This is a genomic window from Methylobacterium sp. NFXW15 (assembly GCF_049887755.1).
GTDB lineage: Bacteria > Pseudomonadota > Alphaproteobacteria > Rhizobiales > Beijerinckiaceae > Methylobacterium.
The window spans coordinates 1-15,662 of record NZ_JAGEKG010000010.1 but is presented as its reverse complement, the minus strand read 5'-3'; the positions used below and the strand labels follow the sequence as shown (position 1 = coordinate 15,662).

Below are 15,662 nucleotides of genomic sequence, written 5' to 3'. Positions count from 1 at the left end.
AGCGTCATGCAGCCTAAGCGCCAGCGGCTCGCGGAGCGACCGGAGATCATCCTCGACGCAGCGGACGCCGTGCTGCTGCGCAACGGTGCGCGCGGGCTCACCATCGACGCGGTCGCCGCCGAAGCGGGGCTGAGCAAGGGTGGTGTGCTGCACCACTACAACTCGAAGGACGCGTTGGTGGCGGCGCTTGTCGCGCGCAAGCTCGCCAAGCTGCGAACGGGAATCGCCGAGTGCGAAGTTTCGGAAACGGGGGAGCGCCGAAGTCTCGCGCGGGCCATGGTCGCGCATTTCCAGCAAAACCTCTGCGCCGACGACGAGATTTCCCGCGCGCTTCTCGTGGCCTCCATCGAGAACCCGGCCGCCCTCGCCGATTACAACGGCTTCGTCGCGGAACGCCTGGACAGGTTGGCCGCGGCGGAAGGCGGCTTTGGCGCGGGATCCGTCACGTTCTTCGCGATCCTCGGCATCGCCATGGGCCGGGCGCTGGGCCTGCACGACATCCCGCCGGAGCAGTTCGACGCCGTGTTTTCCGCCCTCGACCGCATCGCAGCCTTGGACGATCCCGCCGCGAAGGCGTGAGCCCTCTGGCCTTCCGCCACCGTTCTGCGCAAAGGCTTATCGCGAGACACCCGCCCGGAGCGCATGATGGATCACGCTGCCCTCGCCCCCTATGTCCGGCACGTGATTGAGGAGGCGACCCTCCCCGAACTGCCGAACCATTACCGGGGCAAGGTCCGGGACAATTACGATCTGCCGGATGGGCGGCGCATCCTCATCACCTCCGACCGGATCAGCGCGTTCGACATCGCCCTGGCGGCGATCCCCTTCAAGGGACAGGTGCTGACGCAGACGGCCCGGTTCTGGTTCGAGCGCACCGGCGACATCTGCCCGAATCACGTTCTCGCCTATCCCGACCCGAACGTGGTGGTGGGGCAGCGGCTCTCCATCCTGCCCGTGGAGATCGTGGTGCGCGGCTACCTCGCAGGCACGACCTCGACCTCGATCCTCACCCGCTACAAGGCGGGGGAACGGGAGATGTACGGACACCGCCTGCCCAACGGGATGAGCCCGAACCAGAAGCTCGACCGGCCCATCATCACGCCGACCACCAAGGCCGACCATGGCGGCCACGACGAGCCCCTGACCGAAGCCGAGATTCTCGATCGCGGCCTGCTCACCGGCGAGCAATGGGCGACCGTCAGCGCGGCCGCCCTCGGCCTGTTCGCACGCGGTCAGGAGATCGCAGCCGAGCGGGGCCTGATCCTCGCTGACACCAAGTACGAGTTCGGACTGGACGGCGAAGGCCGCATCGTCCTCGCGGACGAGATCCACACGCCCGATAGCAGCCGCTACTGGTTCGCACAGAGCTACCCCACGCGGTTCGCGGCGGGCCAAAGCCCCGAGAGCTTCGACAAGGACTTCATGCGCAATTGGGTGGTCGCCCGCTGCGATCCTTACAAGGACCCGATCCCCGAGATCCCCGCCGAGGTGATCCTTGAGACCGCCGCCGTCTATATCCGCGCTTATGAGACCATCACCGGACAGGCATTCCCCCTGCCCGAGACCGCAGAGAACCCGCTGGAGCGCATCCGCCGCAACATCGCGGCCTATCTCCGGGGCGATGGAGCGCCGAAAGCCTGATCGCGATGGCGGCGGGCGGCTCGATCATATTTTAGTCAGACGGCGATGAGGGCCCCTATCCCGGCGGAACCCTGAGCCGACTGCTCGATTGTGCCGCCAGGCTTGCCGGTGGTCGGGGGCCGCCCGATCTCCAGAACCGGTGGCGCTTTCGGCATGTCCCAGCCTTCCACCGCTCTGAAACCCGGACATTTCGCCCTCACCACCGCAGCGGCCTGGCTTGTGCTGTTCGCGCTCTACATGCTCTTCGCGGGCTCGTTCAGCCTGGACGAGGCGGCAACCGGCGCGGGCGCCGCGACCCTCGCTTGCATCTGGTGGGCCTTGGGCGGCCGGGGCGGCGGCATGCGGTTCTCCGGTTGGACGGGCTTCCTGCGCCCGGTCTGGCAATCCTTGCTCGCCCTGCCCGGCGCGACGTTCCATGTGGGGCGGCAATTGCTCGGCTTTATCCTTCACGGTGCCCCACCGGGCCGCACGACCTACGAGCGCGATGCCGACAGCGCCTGGGCGACGGCGGATGCCCCGGCCGAGCGTGCTCTCGGCCTGATCGCCAAGTCACTCGCACCGGACAGCTTCGTCCTGCGCGAGAAGGGCGGCGATGCCGGGATCGTCGAGCACTCCTTGAGCGAGAGCGAGGCACGGCGATGAGCGTCTGGATTCTCGCGATCCTGGCCCTGATGCCTCCGCTCGTCCTCAGCACGGCGCTCACGTGGCGCGGACGACCCGGTCAGCGGCTCGCGGCCTACCAGCTCGCCACGACGATCGGCGTGACGATCCTGACGCTGCTGACCTTCGCCACCGACCAAGCGTCGGTCATCGACCTCGCCCTCACCGCCGTACTCCTGGCGCTGCCCGGCACCTTGCTGATCTCCGTCTTCATGGAGCGGTGGATATGACGGTGATCATTGCGGCTCTTCTCGGCCTCGCCGTCGCGACCACATGGCTCTCGACGCTCGCCCTGTGGCGGATGCCCCGCGCCCTCGACAGGCTGCATGCGGTGTCCTTCCTCAACATCGCGGCGGGTGCCTTCGTCACCGCGGCCACCTTCGCCTCGGACGGCATCTCTGTGCGCTCCCTCAAGATCCTGCTGCTGACCGTGCTTCTCGTCGGGTTCGGTGCCGTCATCTCGCACGCAGCGGGCCGGGCCATCCTCCTGCGAGAAGGCCGGTCCGCGTGAGCATCCTGCTCGGCCTCCTGTTCCTGCTCACAGCCGCATCGGGCACGGCGGTTGTGCTGGTGCGCGATCCGCATCGCCAGATCTTCGCGATTTCCGCCAACGGAATCGTCCTCGCGATTCTGTTCACCGCCCTTCAGGCGCCGGATGTCGCCCTGTCGGAACTCACGGTCGGCGCCGTCGCCGTGCCGCTCCTGTTTCTCGTCGCCCTCATGGCCGTGCGGGCGGGCCGGATCGAGCAGGCCAACGGGGAAGGCAACGAGAAGTGAGCCCGCGCCTGCGCCTCGCCCTCCTCGGGGCCGCTCTCGCGGGCCTCCTGCCCGGCGCGGTCGCCGTGATCGGCCGCCTTCCGGAATTCGGTGCGACCATTGCCGCCTATGGCGAGCGCATCAACGCCATCGTCCCGGGCGAACGGCACGTGGCGAATATGGTCAGCGCCATCAATTTCGATCTGCGCGGGCTGGATACGCTGGGTGAGGAGTTCATGCTCCTCGCCGCCATCACCGGCACCGTCGTGCTGCTGCGTGGGCGTCGCGGGGAATCCACCACGGACCGCGCGATGCGCCTGCCCGGCCGGGCGATTCTGCCCCGCTCCGAGGCCGTCGTGCTGACTTGCCGCCTCGCCGGGCCGCTCCTGATGCTGTTCGGCCTCTACATCGTGGTCCACGCCACGGTGACGCCGGGTGGCGGCTTTCAAGGCGGCGTCATCCTCGCCTCGGGAACGCTGCTCGCCTATCTCGGCGAGGGCTATGCCGGGTGGCGCGACGTCGTCCGCAGCCATTGGCTCGATGCCATGGAAGGTGGGGGCGCCCTGCTTTTCGCCCTGTGCGGGCTTGCGCCGATGCTGACCGGCGCCGCCTTCATGCAGAACGTGCTGCCCCTCGGTACCTTTCGCGATCTCTATTCCGGCGGGTTGATGCTCATCGAGAACGCGGGCGTGGCCCTGGCGGTCTGCGGCGGCTTCACGCAGCTCTTCCTCGAGTTTCTCGAAGAGACGCGGGAATCCGATGGCCCGGAAGAGCCGGGGGAGGATACCGCGTGACCTGGCTTCCCTACGCGGTCGCCGCGTGGCTCTTCGCGGCTGGACTTTACGGCCTCGCCTCCAGCCGCAACCTGATCCACCTCGTGGGTTGCCTCTCGGTCTGCCAATCGGCCACCTATGTGCTGCTGCTCGGCCTGGGCTATCGCTGGGGCAGCATCGCGCCGATCTTCTACGACCACCCGCCCGGCACGCCCGCCGTTGACCCGGTGATGCAGGCCCTGGTTCTCACCGACATCGTCGTCGGCGCGACCCTGACCGCCCTGCTGCTCGTCTTGACCGTGCAGATCTTCAAGCGCAGCGGCACCCTCGATCCCGAGCACCTGAAGCCCCTGCGGCGCCGGGGGGACCCTTCGGCGGAGAAAGCCAAACCCAACGCGGAGCAACCCGCACCATGAGCGGCATCCTGCTCGCGGCCTGGCCGACGGCGATCCTCGTCCCCCTGCCGGTGGCCGTGCCCCTGGTGGTCTGCGCCACCCTCCTCGCAACGGCCCATCTCCTGCCGGGGCGCCTGCCCGATATCCTCGCCACTCTCGCCTCCCTCGCAGTGACGGCTCTGTGCGCCCTCATTGCCTCGCGGGCCGGAGACGGCACGGTCGATTACTGGTTTGGCGGCTGGGAGCCGCGCGATGGCGTCGCGCTGGGCATCGGCTTCTCGGTCGATGCCGCCAGCGGCTGGATCGCTGCGTTCATCGGGCTGCTCTACACCCTCACCTTCGTCTTCGCCTGGGGCTTCTTCGGCCGAACGCACGGGCATTTCCACATTCTGATGTTGTTGTTCCTGGCCGCGATGGTGGGGTTCTGCTTCACCCGCGACCTCTTCAACCTGTTCGTGTGGTTCGAGGTGATGAGCGTGGCCGCCTTTGCGCTCACCGCCTACCACCTTGAAGAATCGGCACTCGCGGGCGCACTCAACTTCACCGTGGTGAACAGCCTTGCGGGCTTCCTGATGCTCGGGGGCATCGGCCTGCTCTACGCCCGCGCCGAGACGTTGGACTTCGCCGGAATCGCCTATGCCGTCGCCCATGCGGGGCGCGATCCCGTCGTGGCCGGAGGTTTCTGCCTCGTCGCAGCGGCGCTGATGATCAAGGGCGCGGCTGTGCCGTTCCAGTTCTGGCTCGCCGACGCGCATGCCGTCGCGCCGAGCCCGGTCTCGGTGATCTTCTCCGGTGCCATGGTGTCGATGGGCGTGTTCGGGCTCGCCAAACTCACCGCCTTCGTCTTCGCCGGATCGCCTCAGATCCGGGAGGCCGTTCCCACCCTGATGATCGGGCTTGGCGCTATCAGCGCCGTCATCGGCGGCTGGATGGCCCTGTTGCAGCGACACCTGAAGCGGCTGCTCGCCTTCTCCACCATTTCCCATGCCGGCATCATGCTGACCGGCATCGGCGCGCTGTCCTCCTCCGGAACCGGGGGGCTCCTCGTCTACGTGGTCGGCCACGGACTCGTGAAGGGCGCGCTCTTCATGATCGCGGGCATCCTTCTCGCGACGCGTGCGAGCATCGACGAGATTTCCCTACGCGGCCTCGGACGGGGTATCGGGCCCGCAGGCGCCGCAATGGGGATCGCCGCCTTGCTCCTCGCGGGACTGCCGGTCGGGCTGCTCGACTACGGCTCACGCCTTCTCCATGGAGCGCTTGAGGAGGCTTACCCCCTCGCGCTGGCCGCGAATGTCGCCGGTGCCGCCCTCACCGGCGGCGCCGTGTTGCGCGCGGCCGGACGGATCTTCCTCGGCCTCGGCGAGGATCCCGGCGACGAGGCCCATGCCCCGAGCGAGGAAGAACGCGAGAAGGCCGATCGGCCCCTCTGGCTGATGCTCGCTCCTTGCTGCCTGCTGCTGGCGCTCGACGTCGCCATTCCAACGCAGTGGGCGCATGCTCTCGCACCTGGCGCGGTCGTGGCTTTCACCCGTGGGACGATGACGGGTGCCCTTCACGAGGGACCGGCCTGGGCGGGCTGGCTTTCCGTCGCCGCGGCACTGATGCTCGCGGCTTACGCGCTGTTCCGGCAGCGCCTGCCCGGCGCGGTGGTTCGGCCACTCCAAGCGACCCAATCCGCGCCTGCACGGGCACTTGAAGCTCTGCATAGCGGGTTGATCGGAGACTACGTGGCGTGGCTCGCCCTCGGCCTTGCCCTCATGGCCGGTGCATTGGCCATGGCGTGATCGCTTCCGCGACGGGAAGCCAAGCCTTCAGCCATCCACGAGGTTGAACAGAAGATCGTCATAGCGGGCGACGAGCCCGGGATCCGTTGCGAGGAAGCGGCCGATCCGTTTCCGCTGGTCCGCGCGATAGGCCTGCCACCCGCTATCATGATGCCGGAGGGACTGGAGCAGGGCTTCGGCCGCCGCCTCCAGATCGTGAGCCGGATAGTAATATCCGAGATCTTGTACGATCTCGGCATTATGGATCAACGGAAAACCCTGCCAGCAGCACTCGAGATAGAGATAGTTGAGCGGTAACCCCCATTGATGGGAGACGACCACATCGGTGTGCTCCGCCAGAAAATACGGCGTCGTGACGCGCCCGATAAAGGAGGCCCGACCCGCGCGGATCAAATCGAGGTGGTGCATGAGCATGGCAAATTCGCGGTTTTCCCGCGCAAGCCGATCCGCGTTGGCGACATGGAGAAACTGCACCAGATCGGGGGCCTGCCGGTAAGCCCGCTCCGCGATGAAGACCGGGTAGAGGCAGAACTTCATCACGTCGATGTTGGGCTCGATCACGGTCAGGCGCTTCGCCGCATGACCGGGTCGATACTCGCCGCCATGCGGTAGATCACACGTCGCGGCCTCGAGGGCCATCGGATCCCATACAAACGGCACCGCCTGGATCGGGCATCGACGCAAGGTCTCGAAGAAACCGCGATTCAGATCCCAAACCTGGGGGATGATCCACACGCAATCATAATGCTGGTTTATAAAGATCGAGTCATAGAGCGGGCGACCGAAGATCATCGCCTCCATGTTCTGGACGTATTCCGGTCCGCAGCAATAGCTGACGATCTTCGTTCCCTGGCGCTTCAGACGCGCTGTCTGATCGGGATCGATCTGTCCGCCGAGCTCGATCAACACATCGAGCCCCTCCCAACCCTCCTCGAACGGCCGGGTTTCGAACTGGGCGCAGTCCCAGGGAAGGGACGCGTTCAGGGGTACGGCCGTCGTGTTGAGGAGAATAGCCCGGTGCCCCAGGGGCGAGTGCTGGAAGAGCTTGGCGAGATACAGGGCGTTCTGCTTGATCCCGTTCAGCCACAGGCTCTCTCCAGGATCCCGGAGGCCGATCGTAATACCGATTGTCAGCGGTCGCCGTGTCATCGCTGAAACCTCACACCGCTTCCGCCTGCGCCCGGCGAGAGGCCAACGTCGGGTCAGCACGGCGATCCGGATCGAACAGCCCGGCAATGGCATCGCTGTAGAGGCGGACATTCGCCTCCGAAGTCGGCTCGAGCTTGGACAGCAGCTTTCGCCCGCTGGACATGTAGGTCCCGAGGCTTCGATCGTGCTCCAAGAAAGCCTGCAGCAAGGCGCGGCCACCATCCTCGGGATCGAAGTCGGCGTAGGAATACCCACATCCGTCGAGTAGATGCGAGTTGTGGATCAGCGGATAACCCAGGTATATCGCTTCGTAGTACAGATAGTTTTGCGCATTTTCCCAGTGGTGCGAGACGATCGCATCGACATACGACCCGAGCAAGTGAAAGATCGGGAAGCGTCCTTCAAAACTTGCTTTACCATTCTTAACCACATCGAGGGAACGAGCGAATTTTGTAAATACCTCGTTCGATCGAACGCTGTCTGTATTGAAAACGCGCAGCGCTTCAAGAGATTTCGGCGACATCCGGTAGGCGCTTTCGCAGACCAGCATGGGGATGTGGCATGTCTTGACGGAGCAGAGATTCGGCTCGAGCACCCCGACCCGCCAGCGAGACCGTCCGGGCGAGTAACGCAGCCCCTCGTATTGGCCTGCCTCCGAGGCTCCCTTCTCGAGAAGGACAGGCGACCACAGGTGTTGCATGATCCGGACGGGCGCCCGGAAGCCCATTTCGTAGTAGGTCCGGCAGGTCGGCTCGAAAGCCGGCAGCGTCCACACCTCGTGATAGGGCACACCTGACATCAACAGACCTGGCGTCAGGCCGAATGCCATGCGCTCGGCGTCGATGACGAAGTCGCTGGCGACCCGCATCGCCACGATCCGCCCTCCCCGCTCCACGAAGCGATGCCCCCATTCCGGATCAAGCTGGGCGCTCAATTCGATGACGACATCCAGGGTCTCCATCGCTTCGGTGAGATCGATGACGCTGGCCTCCGCCCCGGACAGGAAATGCTTGGCCGTCGCCGGATCCCCCGGTCCGGAAGCCACGATGCAACTCCATTCGACGAGCGGAGACTTTCGCAACGTCTCCAAGAGAAAGAAGCTATTCTGAAAAATACCGTTTTCCCAGATTGACTGACGCTCGTCCCGCAGGAACAGCGTGACGCCCACACGCAACCGCCTGGAACGGCCTCGATCCTGCGCCCCTGCCGTCTCTGTCATGCCGACCTCCGGGTCGCATTCGCACTCGTCAGCGCCACCAAACGGCGGGCATAATGATCGACGTTCGACTTTGCGGACGGTGACAGGCCATCCACGACGCGCTTTGCGCGCCCTGTGTAGGCATCCAGGTTATCGTCATGGGTCTCGATCGCCTGCTGGAGAGCTTGGGCCCCTGCCATGACGTCCGATCCCTCGTAGTAATAGCCCACCTCCTCGAACAGCGGAGAATTATGGATCAGCGGGTAGCCACCATGGAGGGCATCCAGATAAAGGTAGTTTTGCGGGCAATTGAGCTGATGACTCACCACGATATTGGACCCACGACCCATGACATGGGCAAAGTAATCACGTCCCGTAATCCGGGCCTTCCCCGCCTGATAGACGGCCGAGTTCTGCATGAAATGGACGAACGTCGGATGCGTCATCAGACCGTCGCCGTTGAGATATGTCACATCCTCGAGCATGTCCGGCGAGCGGCGCTCGACTGCATCGCAAATCATGTAAGGAATGAGCCCCATCTTGATCGGCGATAGGTTGGGCTCGAAGATGGCGGGGCGAGCAGTTCCCCGCTTGAGCGAGCCCTGGCGGTAACCGTAGCAAGGTTGCCCATTCCCCGCCGTCTCGATCGTTCGATCCAGGAACCTCGGCGCCCAGAGATAGGGCACTTCGTAGACGGGACACCGATGGATCGTCCGCAGCATCGGCGCGAAGATCATGTCCTTGGCAAGGAGCCAAATCTCATCGGCCCGCTCCGCCTCGATAAAGAAGCCTTGGCGGCCGAAAACTGTAGGCTCAATCAACGAGACGTAGGGCTGACCGCATAAATGTAAGATGAACTTGCCGCCCTGAAACCGAAGCCGGCGGATCCACTCGACATCGATTGCCCCGCCCATCTCGATGCCCACATCGACCAGATCCAGGGCGTCCGCTGCCCTGACCAGCGGCAAAGACGTGGCCTGCTCGTCCGAACCATTCGGATGAAAATCGTGGTCTCCACAGTTGATGAGATAAACCTGTTCGACGAACGGTATCGCTTTCAGAAGAGCCGCGAAATGATAGATGTTCTGGACAAGACCGTTATTCCAAACATGTTGTTTGCTTCCGGTCATGATAGAGATGCCGATACGCATCCTAGATCCTTACGGGCCGCACAATGCGGTGCGGACAATCGTCTATGAACAGAAGAGCCGCTCTTTGAGCGCCGGCGGAACTAGTCCTTGACCACGAACAGAAGCCGAGACGACCCGAGAAGCCGCATTTTCAGCACTCCTCAGCCGCCTCATCTCGAGAGCGCGAGCGCGCCACAAATCCACCGCAGCCTATGCGACTGCGCGAATTCATGTGCGATCGGCGCCCCCTCAATCAAACGCGGCGTTTGCTATGTCTGATATTGCACAGCATCTTATGCGACATGCTGCGCCTCGCTGAACCTCACATTTCGACTTTCTGTCCGCCGCCGACCATTCCGATCGGCAGACGAATTGGTATGCACATCATTCCGTTGATGTTGTAGCCTCATCGATCTCAGCGTGAGGCAAGATACGCGATCGTATTGCGAGACTCTTGCAATGGGTACTCGACACGAACTTCGCCAACACCGAGCCCGACCCAGGAAGCACTGGCCTTGGGAGACTCTGCCACTTCACGAGTGAGAGCCTCGTCCATCGGAACTGCCGCGGAGCAGAGAGCCGGCTCACAGCTGACATAGTTGAGGTGTCGCGGCGCTGCATCGCCAATCTTGAGCATAACGCCGGGCGCAAGATCGATCCCCGTCGGGGTCTGTATGACGAGTGTTGATTTTCCTTCGGCTTTCACAATGTTCATGAAGACGATGGGACGCGGATCCTCTTTGCTTTTGATCACTGTCGTCTTCGCCATACACGTCCGCGACTGCCCAGTAGCGCCGAGCGGCGTGCATGACACCGACCATCCCTGAAAGGTCGCCGTCTCGTTCTTCGAAGCGGCCGGGGCGGGCGCGGGGGCAGGTGCTGCAGCGGCAGTCGGTGCGGGAGCTGGTGCAGGCTTCAGGGTCGCACGCTCTGGCGCTTTGGGCTTCTGCTCGGTCCGGTGAAGCTTCGGTGCGGAATTGACAGCGGGATGCTCCTGGGCCGAAACGAGGACAGGCGCGCCTAAAAAGGTTCCAAGGCAACCCAATGCGAGCGGCACACGATTGAATAAGCGCTTCATGGCTTTCGATCCTGACTGACAATGATGTACGAGACGCAAGGACTCTGCGGCACGCTTAGTGCCCGTAGATCATCCTGTAGCTTGCGCCCCTAGCCGTATCGTTGACTTCACCCGCAGCGGGGTCGATCCTGATACATTTATGGACGACGCCCTTCGCATCAGCACAGGGAATGATGTCGAATTCCGCTGAACCTTGAGCGAAAGCCCTTACCTTGGGCTTTTGTGTCGCGACGGATTTGGTCGCAGGCTGAGCGCGAGTCGTCGCACCTCCGTGCACCGCAGGAGCAGGACCTTCCATGCTTTGAGCCATGGCAACCCCTGCACCCGCTGGGGAAAAGAACGCCAAGGGAATGATGAGGAAGGCCCGCAATTGCAGAAAAGGGTTCGACATGCTCAAGCCTTTCGAAGGAACTTACTGGGCGCCACAGCTGCACTATTCAGTCTTGTCTCAATGCCCGTAGATCACACGGTAACTTGCACCCTTTGAAGTGTCGTTGATCTCTCCGGCCTTCGGGTCAATGCGAATGCACTTATGAATATGCCCAGCAGCGTCGCCACACTCAATCATTTCGAAATTATTTCGCGGAGGAATACTTGATACCGCGGAATAGATATTTGCCCCTGTCAAGGCGATAATATTGATTGTCAGGGAGACGAAGATGACAAACAGAATGTTTTGCTTAACCATTTGCTCGACTTTCGTTGTCGCGGGGCAACTGGCCCGTTGAGGGCCCGCTCGTCATTCGCCAACAAACCATTGCGCCCCAATGTCACCGCAATTATTCTGCGAGGAGAAGCGCTACAGCACGTCGTGTCCAATGACGAATTGGATTTTGTTCAGGACTACCAAACCTTAGTACTCTGCGAGAGAGCGTCAGCGAATCCACGACCAGATATCGTGAAAGATTTGATGAGTTGCTTTGGTCTGTCGTTACGAGGTTTTTCTTTCGGTTCATCCTGAGCTGGAGAGGCGATCGAGACCGCATCACCAGCGTTGAGAATGAAGATCAATCTCGAATCCAGGGGAAACATATACTTGCAACTTGTATCGCAGATCATGGGCCGAGTCGTTGTTTCGAACTCAACCTTCACGACCTTGCCGTCGACTCTACCAATCGAGCTTGCTCGAACGGCGATAGGCTTACCCTCGGTCAGATCATGGGATAGCGCAATCATCATAGCCGGAATACCAGTATCTGTAGACGCTATAATGACAGATCCCTCAGCGTTTCCGCGATAATTCACGACGTTTGATAAGAGATTACAGACTCTTTTCTTAATTTTTACGATCTGTCGGCAGCTGGCTGCCCAGTCATCGAATTTGAAGTGTTTATCTTCAACTGCCCCGTCCTTGAAGATGCTCGTATCAATCGCCGGAGTTGCCACCGCTGATTGGGCAAGACACTCATCGCCACAGATTGTGAAGACGAATGCTGCCACCACCGCGATGAGAAGAGAGCGCTGCATAGCCCTCAATAGCACACAGACCTGCAATTTCAAACTTTTACTTGCAATTGTTAGACATCGATGGTTAAATCTGAAGTTGCATTACCTTGCTAAGGCGAGATTTGGACGTTTCGCTCGCTATCCTCGCCATCGACGAGTGGGGATCGGGCACGTATTCCCGTGCCCGATCCATCCGGTAACTACCAGCTATAGGACAAGCCGGCACCCATACCGATCTTGTTGATTGCCGATGAGTACGAGAGCGAAGCCGTACCGCGCCACGCGCCATCCTCAGAGGTGAACCCATAGCCAACCGCCATGGCACCTTGACCGTCATAGAAGCCGGTTCCGATACCGAGGCTTTGCGAGCCTGGGCGATCTGTGAACCGCATCTGGCTCATCGCGAAGGCTGAGGCCACGCCGCCCGCCGCGATATTGCGGTTTCGCGTGATTTGCGTCTGCAGGGATGCCGTGACGGCATACATGTTGTTCTGCAAGGACGTCAGGCCTTCATCCAGCGCCGTGATAGCGCCGCCAACGCTGGTGTAGGTCGATCCCTGCACCTTGTAGGCCGGCGCCGTGACTTGACCGGTCGCCGTATCCAGCGTCGCTCCACCACCCAGAGCCGTTGCGATGCTGTTGCCGAGTGCAACCATCTGGCCGCCGTTGATCGCTTCGCTGGAGTCGGCCGCCAGGCGACCGGCCGCCACGTTGTGAAGAACAACGGGACCCGATCCTGATTGAGGCTGCAGGAACAGATCGTTCGGCGAGGCATTGCCGGATCCTGAGCCCGAGCCCGAGTTCCCTCCCGAGCCGGATCCTCCCGTGCCATATCTCAGCGGCCCGACCTCGCCGTTCGCAAGGCTTGCAACCGTGCTGTTCGTGCCGGCAAGTCCGGTCGATAGCGACCCGACCGAAGCCGCCGTGCTGCTCAATCCTGTCGAGAGAGCCGCAACGGAACTCGCGGTGTTGGACAAACCAGACGATATCGCGGCAACCGCGCTGCCGGCCGAACTCAACGCCGTCGACAGTGACGGGGTTGTCATACCGGGCAATCCACCACCGCCTGCGACACTGGTCGACAGTTGCGCGACGACTTGCGCCACTGCGTAGAGCTGGCTTCCATTCACCGCATCGGTTGAGGTGGCGCTGATCCGTCCGGCAGCTACGTTCTGGATCTGCCGCTCGTTCCCGACAGACCCCACGGAGAAGGTCCCGATCGGAGCGATACCAGCGAAGCCGGAGACAGTAGTTCCGTTGATCGTGGCACTCGAAACAGCCACCGGCGCGGTTACGATCGATCCATCGCCCAAAGCGATACTACGCGACGCCGATACCGTCGCACCTGAGCCCAGCGCAATGCCGGAGGTCGCGCCCGATGCCACGACGGCCTCGTTGCCGATCGCAATGGCGCCGGTGTTCGCAGCATTGGTGTGATAGCCAAGAGAGATACTCCCTTGCCCAACTGCGATGGCCTCGTTGCCGATGGCCACCGCTCCATCCGCTGCACCACCCGTTATCGTGCCATCCGACGAGGCGCCAGAGTTATAGCCGGCGGCGAAGACGCCCTGGCCAATCGCGAAGGTCGGATCGCCGATCGCGACCGCACCCGCGCCCTTCGCCACGTTGCCCAAACCAATGGACACAGCGGAGCCGACACCGAAGCTATTCGCTGATGCTTGGGTACCGATCGCGATATCATTGGAGCTGGTGGCCAGTGACTGACTACCGATCGCGATGCTGCTTTCACCCAAAGCTTGAGCGGCGCCGTTGGTGCCCGCACCGATTGCCGTCGAACCAGTCCCGGAGGCGCTGGCCATATAGCCGACAGCGGTCGAGTAACCCTTACTTGCATCTGTGCGGACACCGACCGCTGTTGCGGTTGTGTCTGAGGCATTGGCGCCAGCGCCGATGGCGATCGTTGTGTTTCCGGCCGCATTCGGCGAGTAAGTATTGTATAGATCCGACACCCTACTATCGACCGCAAAGAGCTGAGATCCATTCACTGCATCCGTGGACGATGCACTGATTGTGCCCGCAGCGACGCCAGTGATCTTCTGCGCGACTCCGTTGCGGTATGCGTCGAAGTACGTTCCATTATGCAGCAGAGCATTTTGGCTCAGTGTCGCAATGCTGGTTGAGAGCGAGGCGACCGAGCTTGTCGTATTACTGAGGCTGGTGGAGATGGACTGAGTACCACTCGCGGCGATGTTGCTGAGTGAGGTTGAGAGCGAAGTCGAAATCGAGGTCGAAAGAGAGGCAATTGAACTGAGTGTATTGCTGAGGCCGGTCGACAGAGAGGTGACCCCCGTCGAGAGGCTCCAGATCGTGCTGCCCGTAGTCGACAAGCCAGTCGACAGAGAACCGATACCCGTCGACAGTGAACCGACGTTGCTAACCGTGTTCGATAGCCCAGTCGACAGCGAGCCGACACCCGTCGACAGCGACGTCACACCCGTCGACAGCGAAACGACACCCGTCGACAGCGAGCCGACATTGCTGGCCGTGCTCGACAGACCCGTCGACAGAGACGTCACACCCGTCGACAGCGACGTCACACCCGTCGAGAGCGAGCCAACGCTGCTGGCGGTGCTCGACAGACCGGTCGATAGGGACGTGACACCCGTCGACAGAGACCCGACATTGCTGGCCGTGCTCGACAGACCCGTCGATAGGGACGTGACACCCGTCGACAGCGAGCCGACATTGCTGGCCGTGCTCGACAGACCCGTCGACAGAGACGTCACACCCGTCGACAGCGAGCCGACGTTGCTGGCCGTGCTCGACAGACCCGTCGACAGTGAAGTCACACCCGTCGAGAGCGAGCCGACGTTGCTGGCCGTGCTCGACAGACCCGTCGACAGCGACGTCACACCCGTCGATAGCGAGCCGACATTGCTGGCCGTGCTCGACAGACCCGTCGACAGCGATGTGACACCCGTCGATAGCGAGCCGACATTGCTGGCGGTGCTCGACAGACCCGTCGATAGGGACGTCACACCCGTCGACAGCGAGCCGACATTGCTGGCCGTGCTCGACAGACCCGTCGACAGTGAAGTCACACCCGTCGAGAGCGAGCCGACGTTGCTGGCCGTGCTCGACAGACCCGTCGACAGTGAAGTCACACCCGTCGAGAGCGACCCAACGTTACTGGCCGTGCTCGACAGACCCGTCGATAGTGACGTGACACCCGTCGAGAGCGAAGTGACACCCGTTGAGAGCGAGCCGACGTCGCTGGCCGTGCTCGACAGACCTGTCGACAGCGACGTCACACCCGTTGACAGCGAGCCGACATTGCTGGCCGTGCTCGACAGACCCGTCGACAGCGACGTCACACCCGTCGAGAGTGAGCCGACATTGCTGTTCGTGCTCGACAGACCTGTCGACAGCGAAGTGACACCCGTCGAGATCGAACTCACGTTGCTGTTCGTGCTCGACAGACCCGTCGAGATCGACCCGACACCCGTCGAGAGTGAGCTCACGTTGCTGTTCGTGCTCGACAGACCCGTCGAGATCGACCCGACACCCGTCGACAGCGAGCTCACGCTGCTGTTCGTGCTCGACAGACCCGTCGAGATCGACCCGACACCCGTCGACAGCGAGCTCACGCTGCTGTTCGTGCTCGACAGACCTGTCGACAGGGAACCGA

16 protein-coding genes are annotated in these 15,662 nt (G+C 62.5%); 10 read left to right on the top strand and 6 right to left on the bottom strand.

Annotated elements, in window-relative coordinates; translation table 11 throughout:
- The first annotated feature begins 6 nt into the window (after nt 1–6).
- The 9 genes from J4O73_RS19810 to J4O73_RS19770 all read left to right on the top strand — a co-directional run bounded on the left by J4O73_RS19810 (nt 7) and on the right by J4O73_RS19770 (nt 6,012).
- Nucleotides 7–579, top strand: coding sequence for a TetR/AcrR family transcriptional regulator (locus J4O73_RS19810; protein WP_426220173.1), 573 nt, complete (start codon nt 7–9; stop codon nt 577–579).
- Nucleotides 580–645: 66 nt separating this feature from the next.
- Entirely contained in the window at nt 646–1,641 is a 996-nt protein-coding gene (locus J4O73_RS19805; RefSeq protein WP_426220171.1) for a phosphoribosylaminoimidazolesuccinocarboxamide synthase, read from the top strand.
- Nucleotides 1,642–1,794: 153 nt separating this feature from the next.
- Nucleotides 1,795–2,283, top strand: a complete 489-nt coding sequence (locus tag J4O73_RS19800) for a hypothetical protein (protein WP_426220169.1) — start codon at nt 1,795–1,797, stop codon at nt 2,281–2,283.
- Nucleotides 2,280–2,531, top strand: coding sequence for a monovalent cation/H+ antiporter complex subunit F (locus J4O73_RS19795; protein WP_426220167.1), 252 nt, complete (start codon nt 2,280–2,282; stop codon nt 2,529–2,531). The genes J4O73_RS19800 and J4O73_RS19795 overlap by 4 nt, the downstream gene beginning before the upstream one ends.
- Nucleotides 2,528–2,812 (top strand): monovalent cation/H(+) antiporter subunit G, encoded by a 285-nt coding sequence (locus J4O73_RS19790; protein WP_426220166.1) that lies wholly within the window; start codon nt 2,528–2,530, stop codon nt 2,810–2,812. The genes J4O73_RS19795 and J4O73_RS19790 overlap by 4 nt, the downstream gene beginning before the upstream one ends.
- Nucleotides 2,809–3,078, top strand: a complete 270-nt coding sequence (locus tag J4O73_RS19785) for a Na(+)/H(+) antiporter subunit B (RefSeq protein ID WP_426220164.1) — start codon at nt 2,809–2,811, stop codon at nt 3,076–3,078. The genes J4O73_RS19790 and J4O73_RS19785 overlap by 4 nt, the downstream gene beginning before the upstream one ends.
- Complete coding sequence (locus J4O73_RS19780) at nt 3,075–3,851, top strand: MnhB domain-containing protein (RefSeq protein ID WP_426220162.1); 777 nt, start codon at nt 3,075–3,077, stop codon at nt 3,849–3,851. The genes J4O73_RS19785 and J4O73_RS19780 overlap by 4 nt, the downstream gene beginning before the upstream one ends.
- Nucleotides 3,848–4,246: a sodium:proton antiporter gene (locus tag J4O73_RS19775; RefSeq protein WP_426220160.1), complete on the top strand. Its 399-nt coding sequence runs from the start codon at nt 3,848–3,850 to the stop codon at nt 4,244–4,246. The genes J4O73_RS19780 and J4O73_RS19775 overlap by 4 nt, the downstream gene beginning before the upstream one ends.
- Nucleotides 4,243–6,012 carry a complex I subunit 5 family protein gene (locus tag J4O73_RS19770; protein WP_426220159.1) on the top strand — a complete coding sequence of 590 codons (1,770 nt, stop codon included), beginning with the start codon at nt 4,243–4,245 and terminating at the stop codon, nt 6,010–6,012. Before J4O73_RS19775 ends, J4O73_RS19770 begins: the two co-directional genes overlap by 4 nt.
- Before the next feature lie 27 nt (nt 6,013–6,039).
- Here J4O73_RS19770 and J4O73_RS19765 read toward each other — a convergent pair whose 3' ends face one another.
- The 6 genes from J4O73_RS19765 to J4O73_RS19740 form a co-directional block, all read right to left on the bottom strand.
- Nucleotides 6,040–7,161, bottom strand: a complete 1,122-nt coding sequence (locus tag J4O73_RS19765) for a DUF2827 domain-containing protein (protein ID WP_426220157.1) — start codon at nt 7,159–7,161, stop codon at nt 6,040–6,042.
- Nucleotides 7,162–7,171: 10 nt separating this feature from the next.
- Nucleotides 7,172–8,380 carry a DUF2827 domain-containing protein gene (locus J4O73_RS19760; RefSeq protein ID WP_426220155.1) on the bottom strand — a complete coding sequence of 403 codons (1,209 nt, stop codon included), beginning with the start codon at nt 8,378–8,380 and terminating at the stop codon, nt 7,172–7,174.
- Nucleotides 8,377–9,510 (bottom strand): DUF2827 family protein, encoded by a 1,134-nt coding sequence (locus tag J4O73_RS19755; RefSeq protein ID WP_426220153.1) that lies wholly within the window; start codon nt 9,508–9,510, stop codon nt 8,377–8,379. Before J4O73_RS19755 ends, J4O73_RS19760 begins: the two co-directional genes overlap by 4 nt.
- Before the next feature lie 394 nt (nt 9,511–9,904).
- Nucleotides 9,905–10,567 (bottom strand): invasion associated locus B family protein, encoded by a 663-nt coding sequence (locus J4O73_RS19750; protein WP_426220151.1) that lies wholly within the window; start codon nt 10,565–10,567, stop codon nt 9,905–9,907.
- Between the two features lie 843 nt (nt 10,568–11,410).
- Nucleotides 11,411–12,034, bottom strand: coding sequence for a hypothetical protein (locus J4O73_RS19745; RefSeq protein WP_426220150.1), 624 nt, complete (start codon nt 12,032–12,034; stop codon nt 11,411–11,413).
- Between the two features lie 179 nt (nt 12,035–12,213).
- A complete protein-coding gene (locus tag J4O73_RS19740; protein ID WP_426220148.1) occupies nt 12,214–14,466 on the bottom strand; it encodes a YadA family autotransporter adhesin in 2,253 nt (750 codons plus the stop codon).
- On the opposite strand from J4O73_RS19740, the gene J4O73_RS19735 reads away from it, so the two are divergent.
- Nucleotides 14,414–15,662: hypothetical protein (locus J4O73_RS19735; RefSeq protein WP_426220146.1), on the top strand; the 1,249-nt coding region annotated here is incomplete at its 3' end. The genes J4O73_RS19740 and J4O73_RS19735 overlap by 53 nt on opposite strands.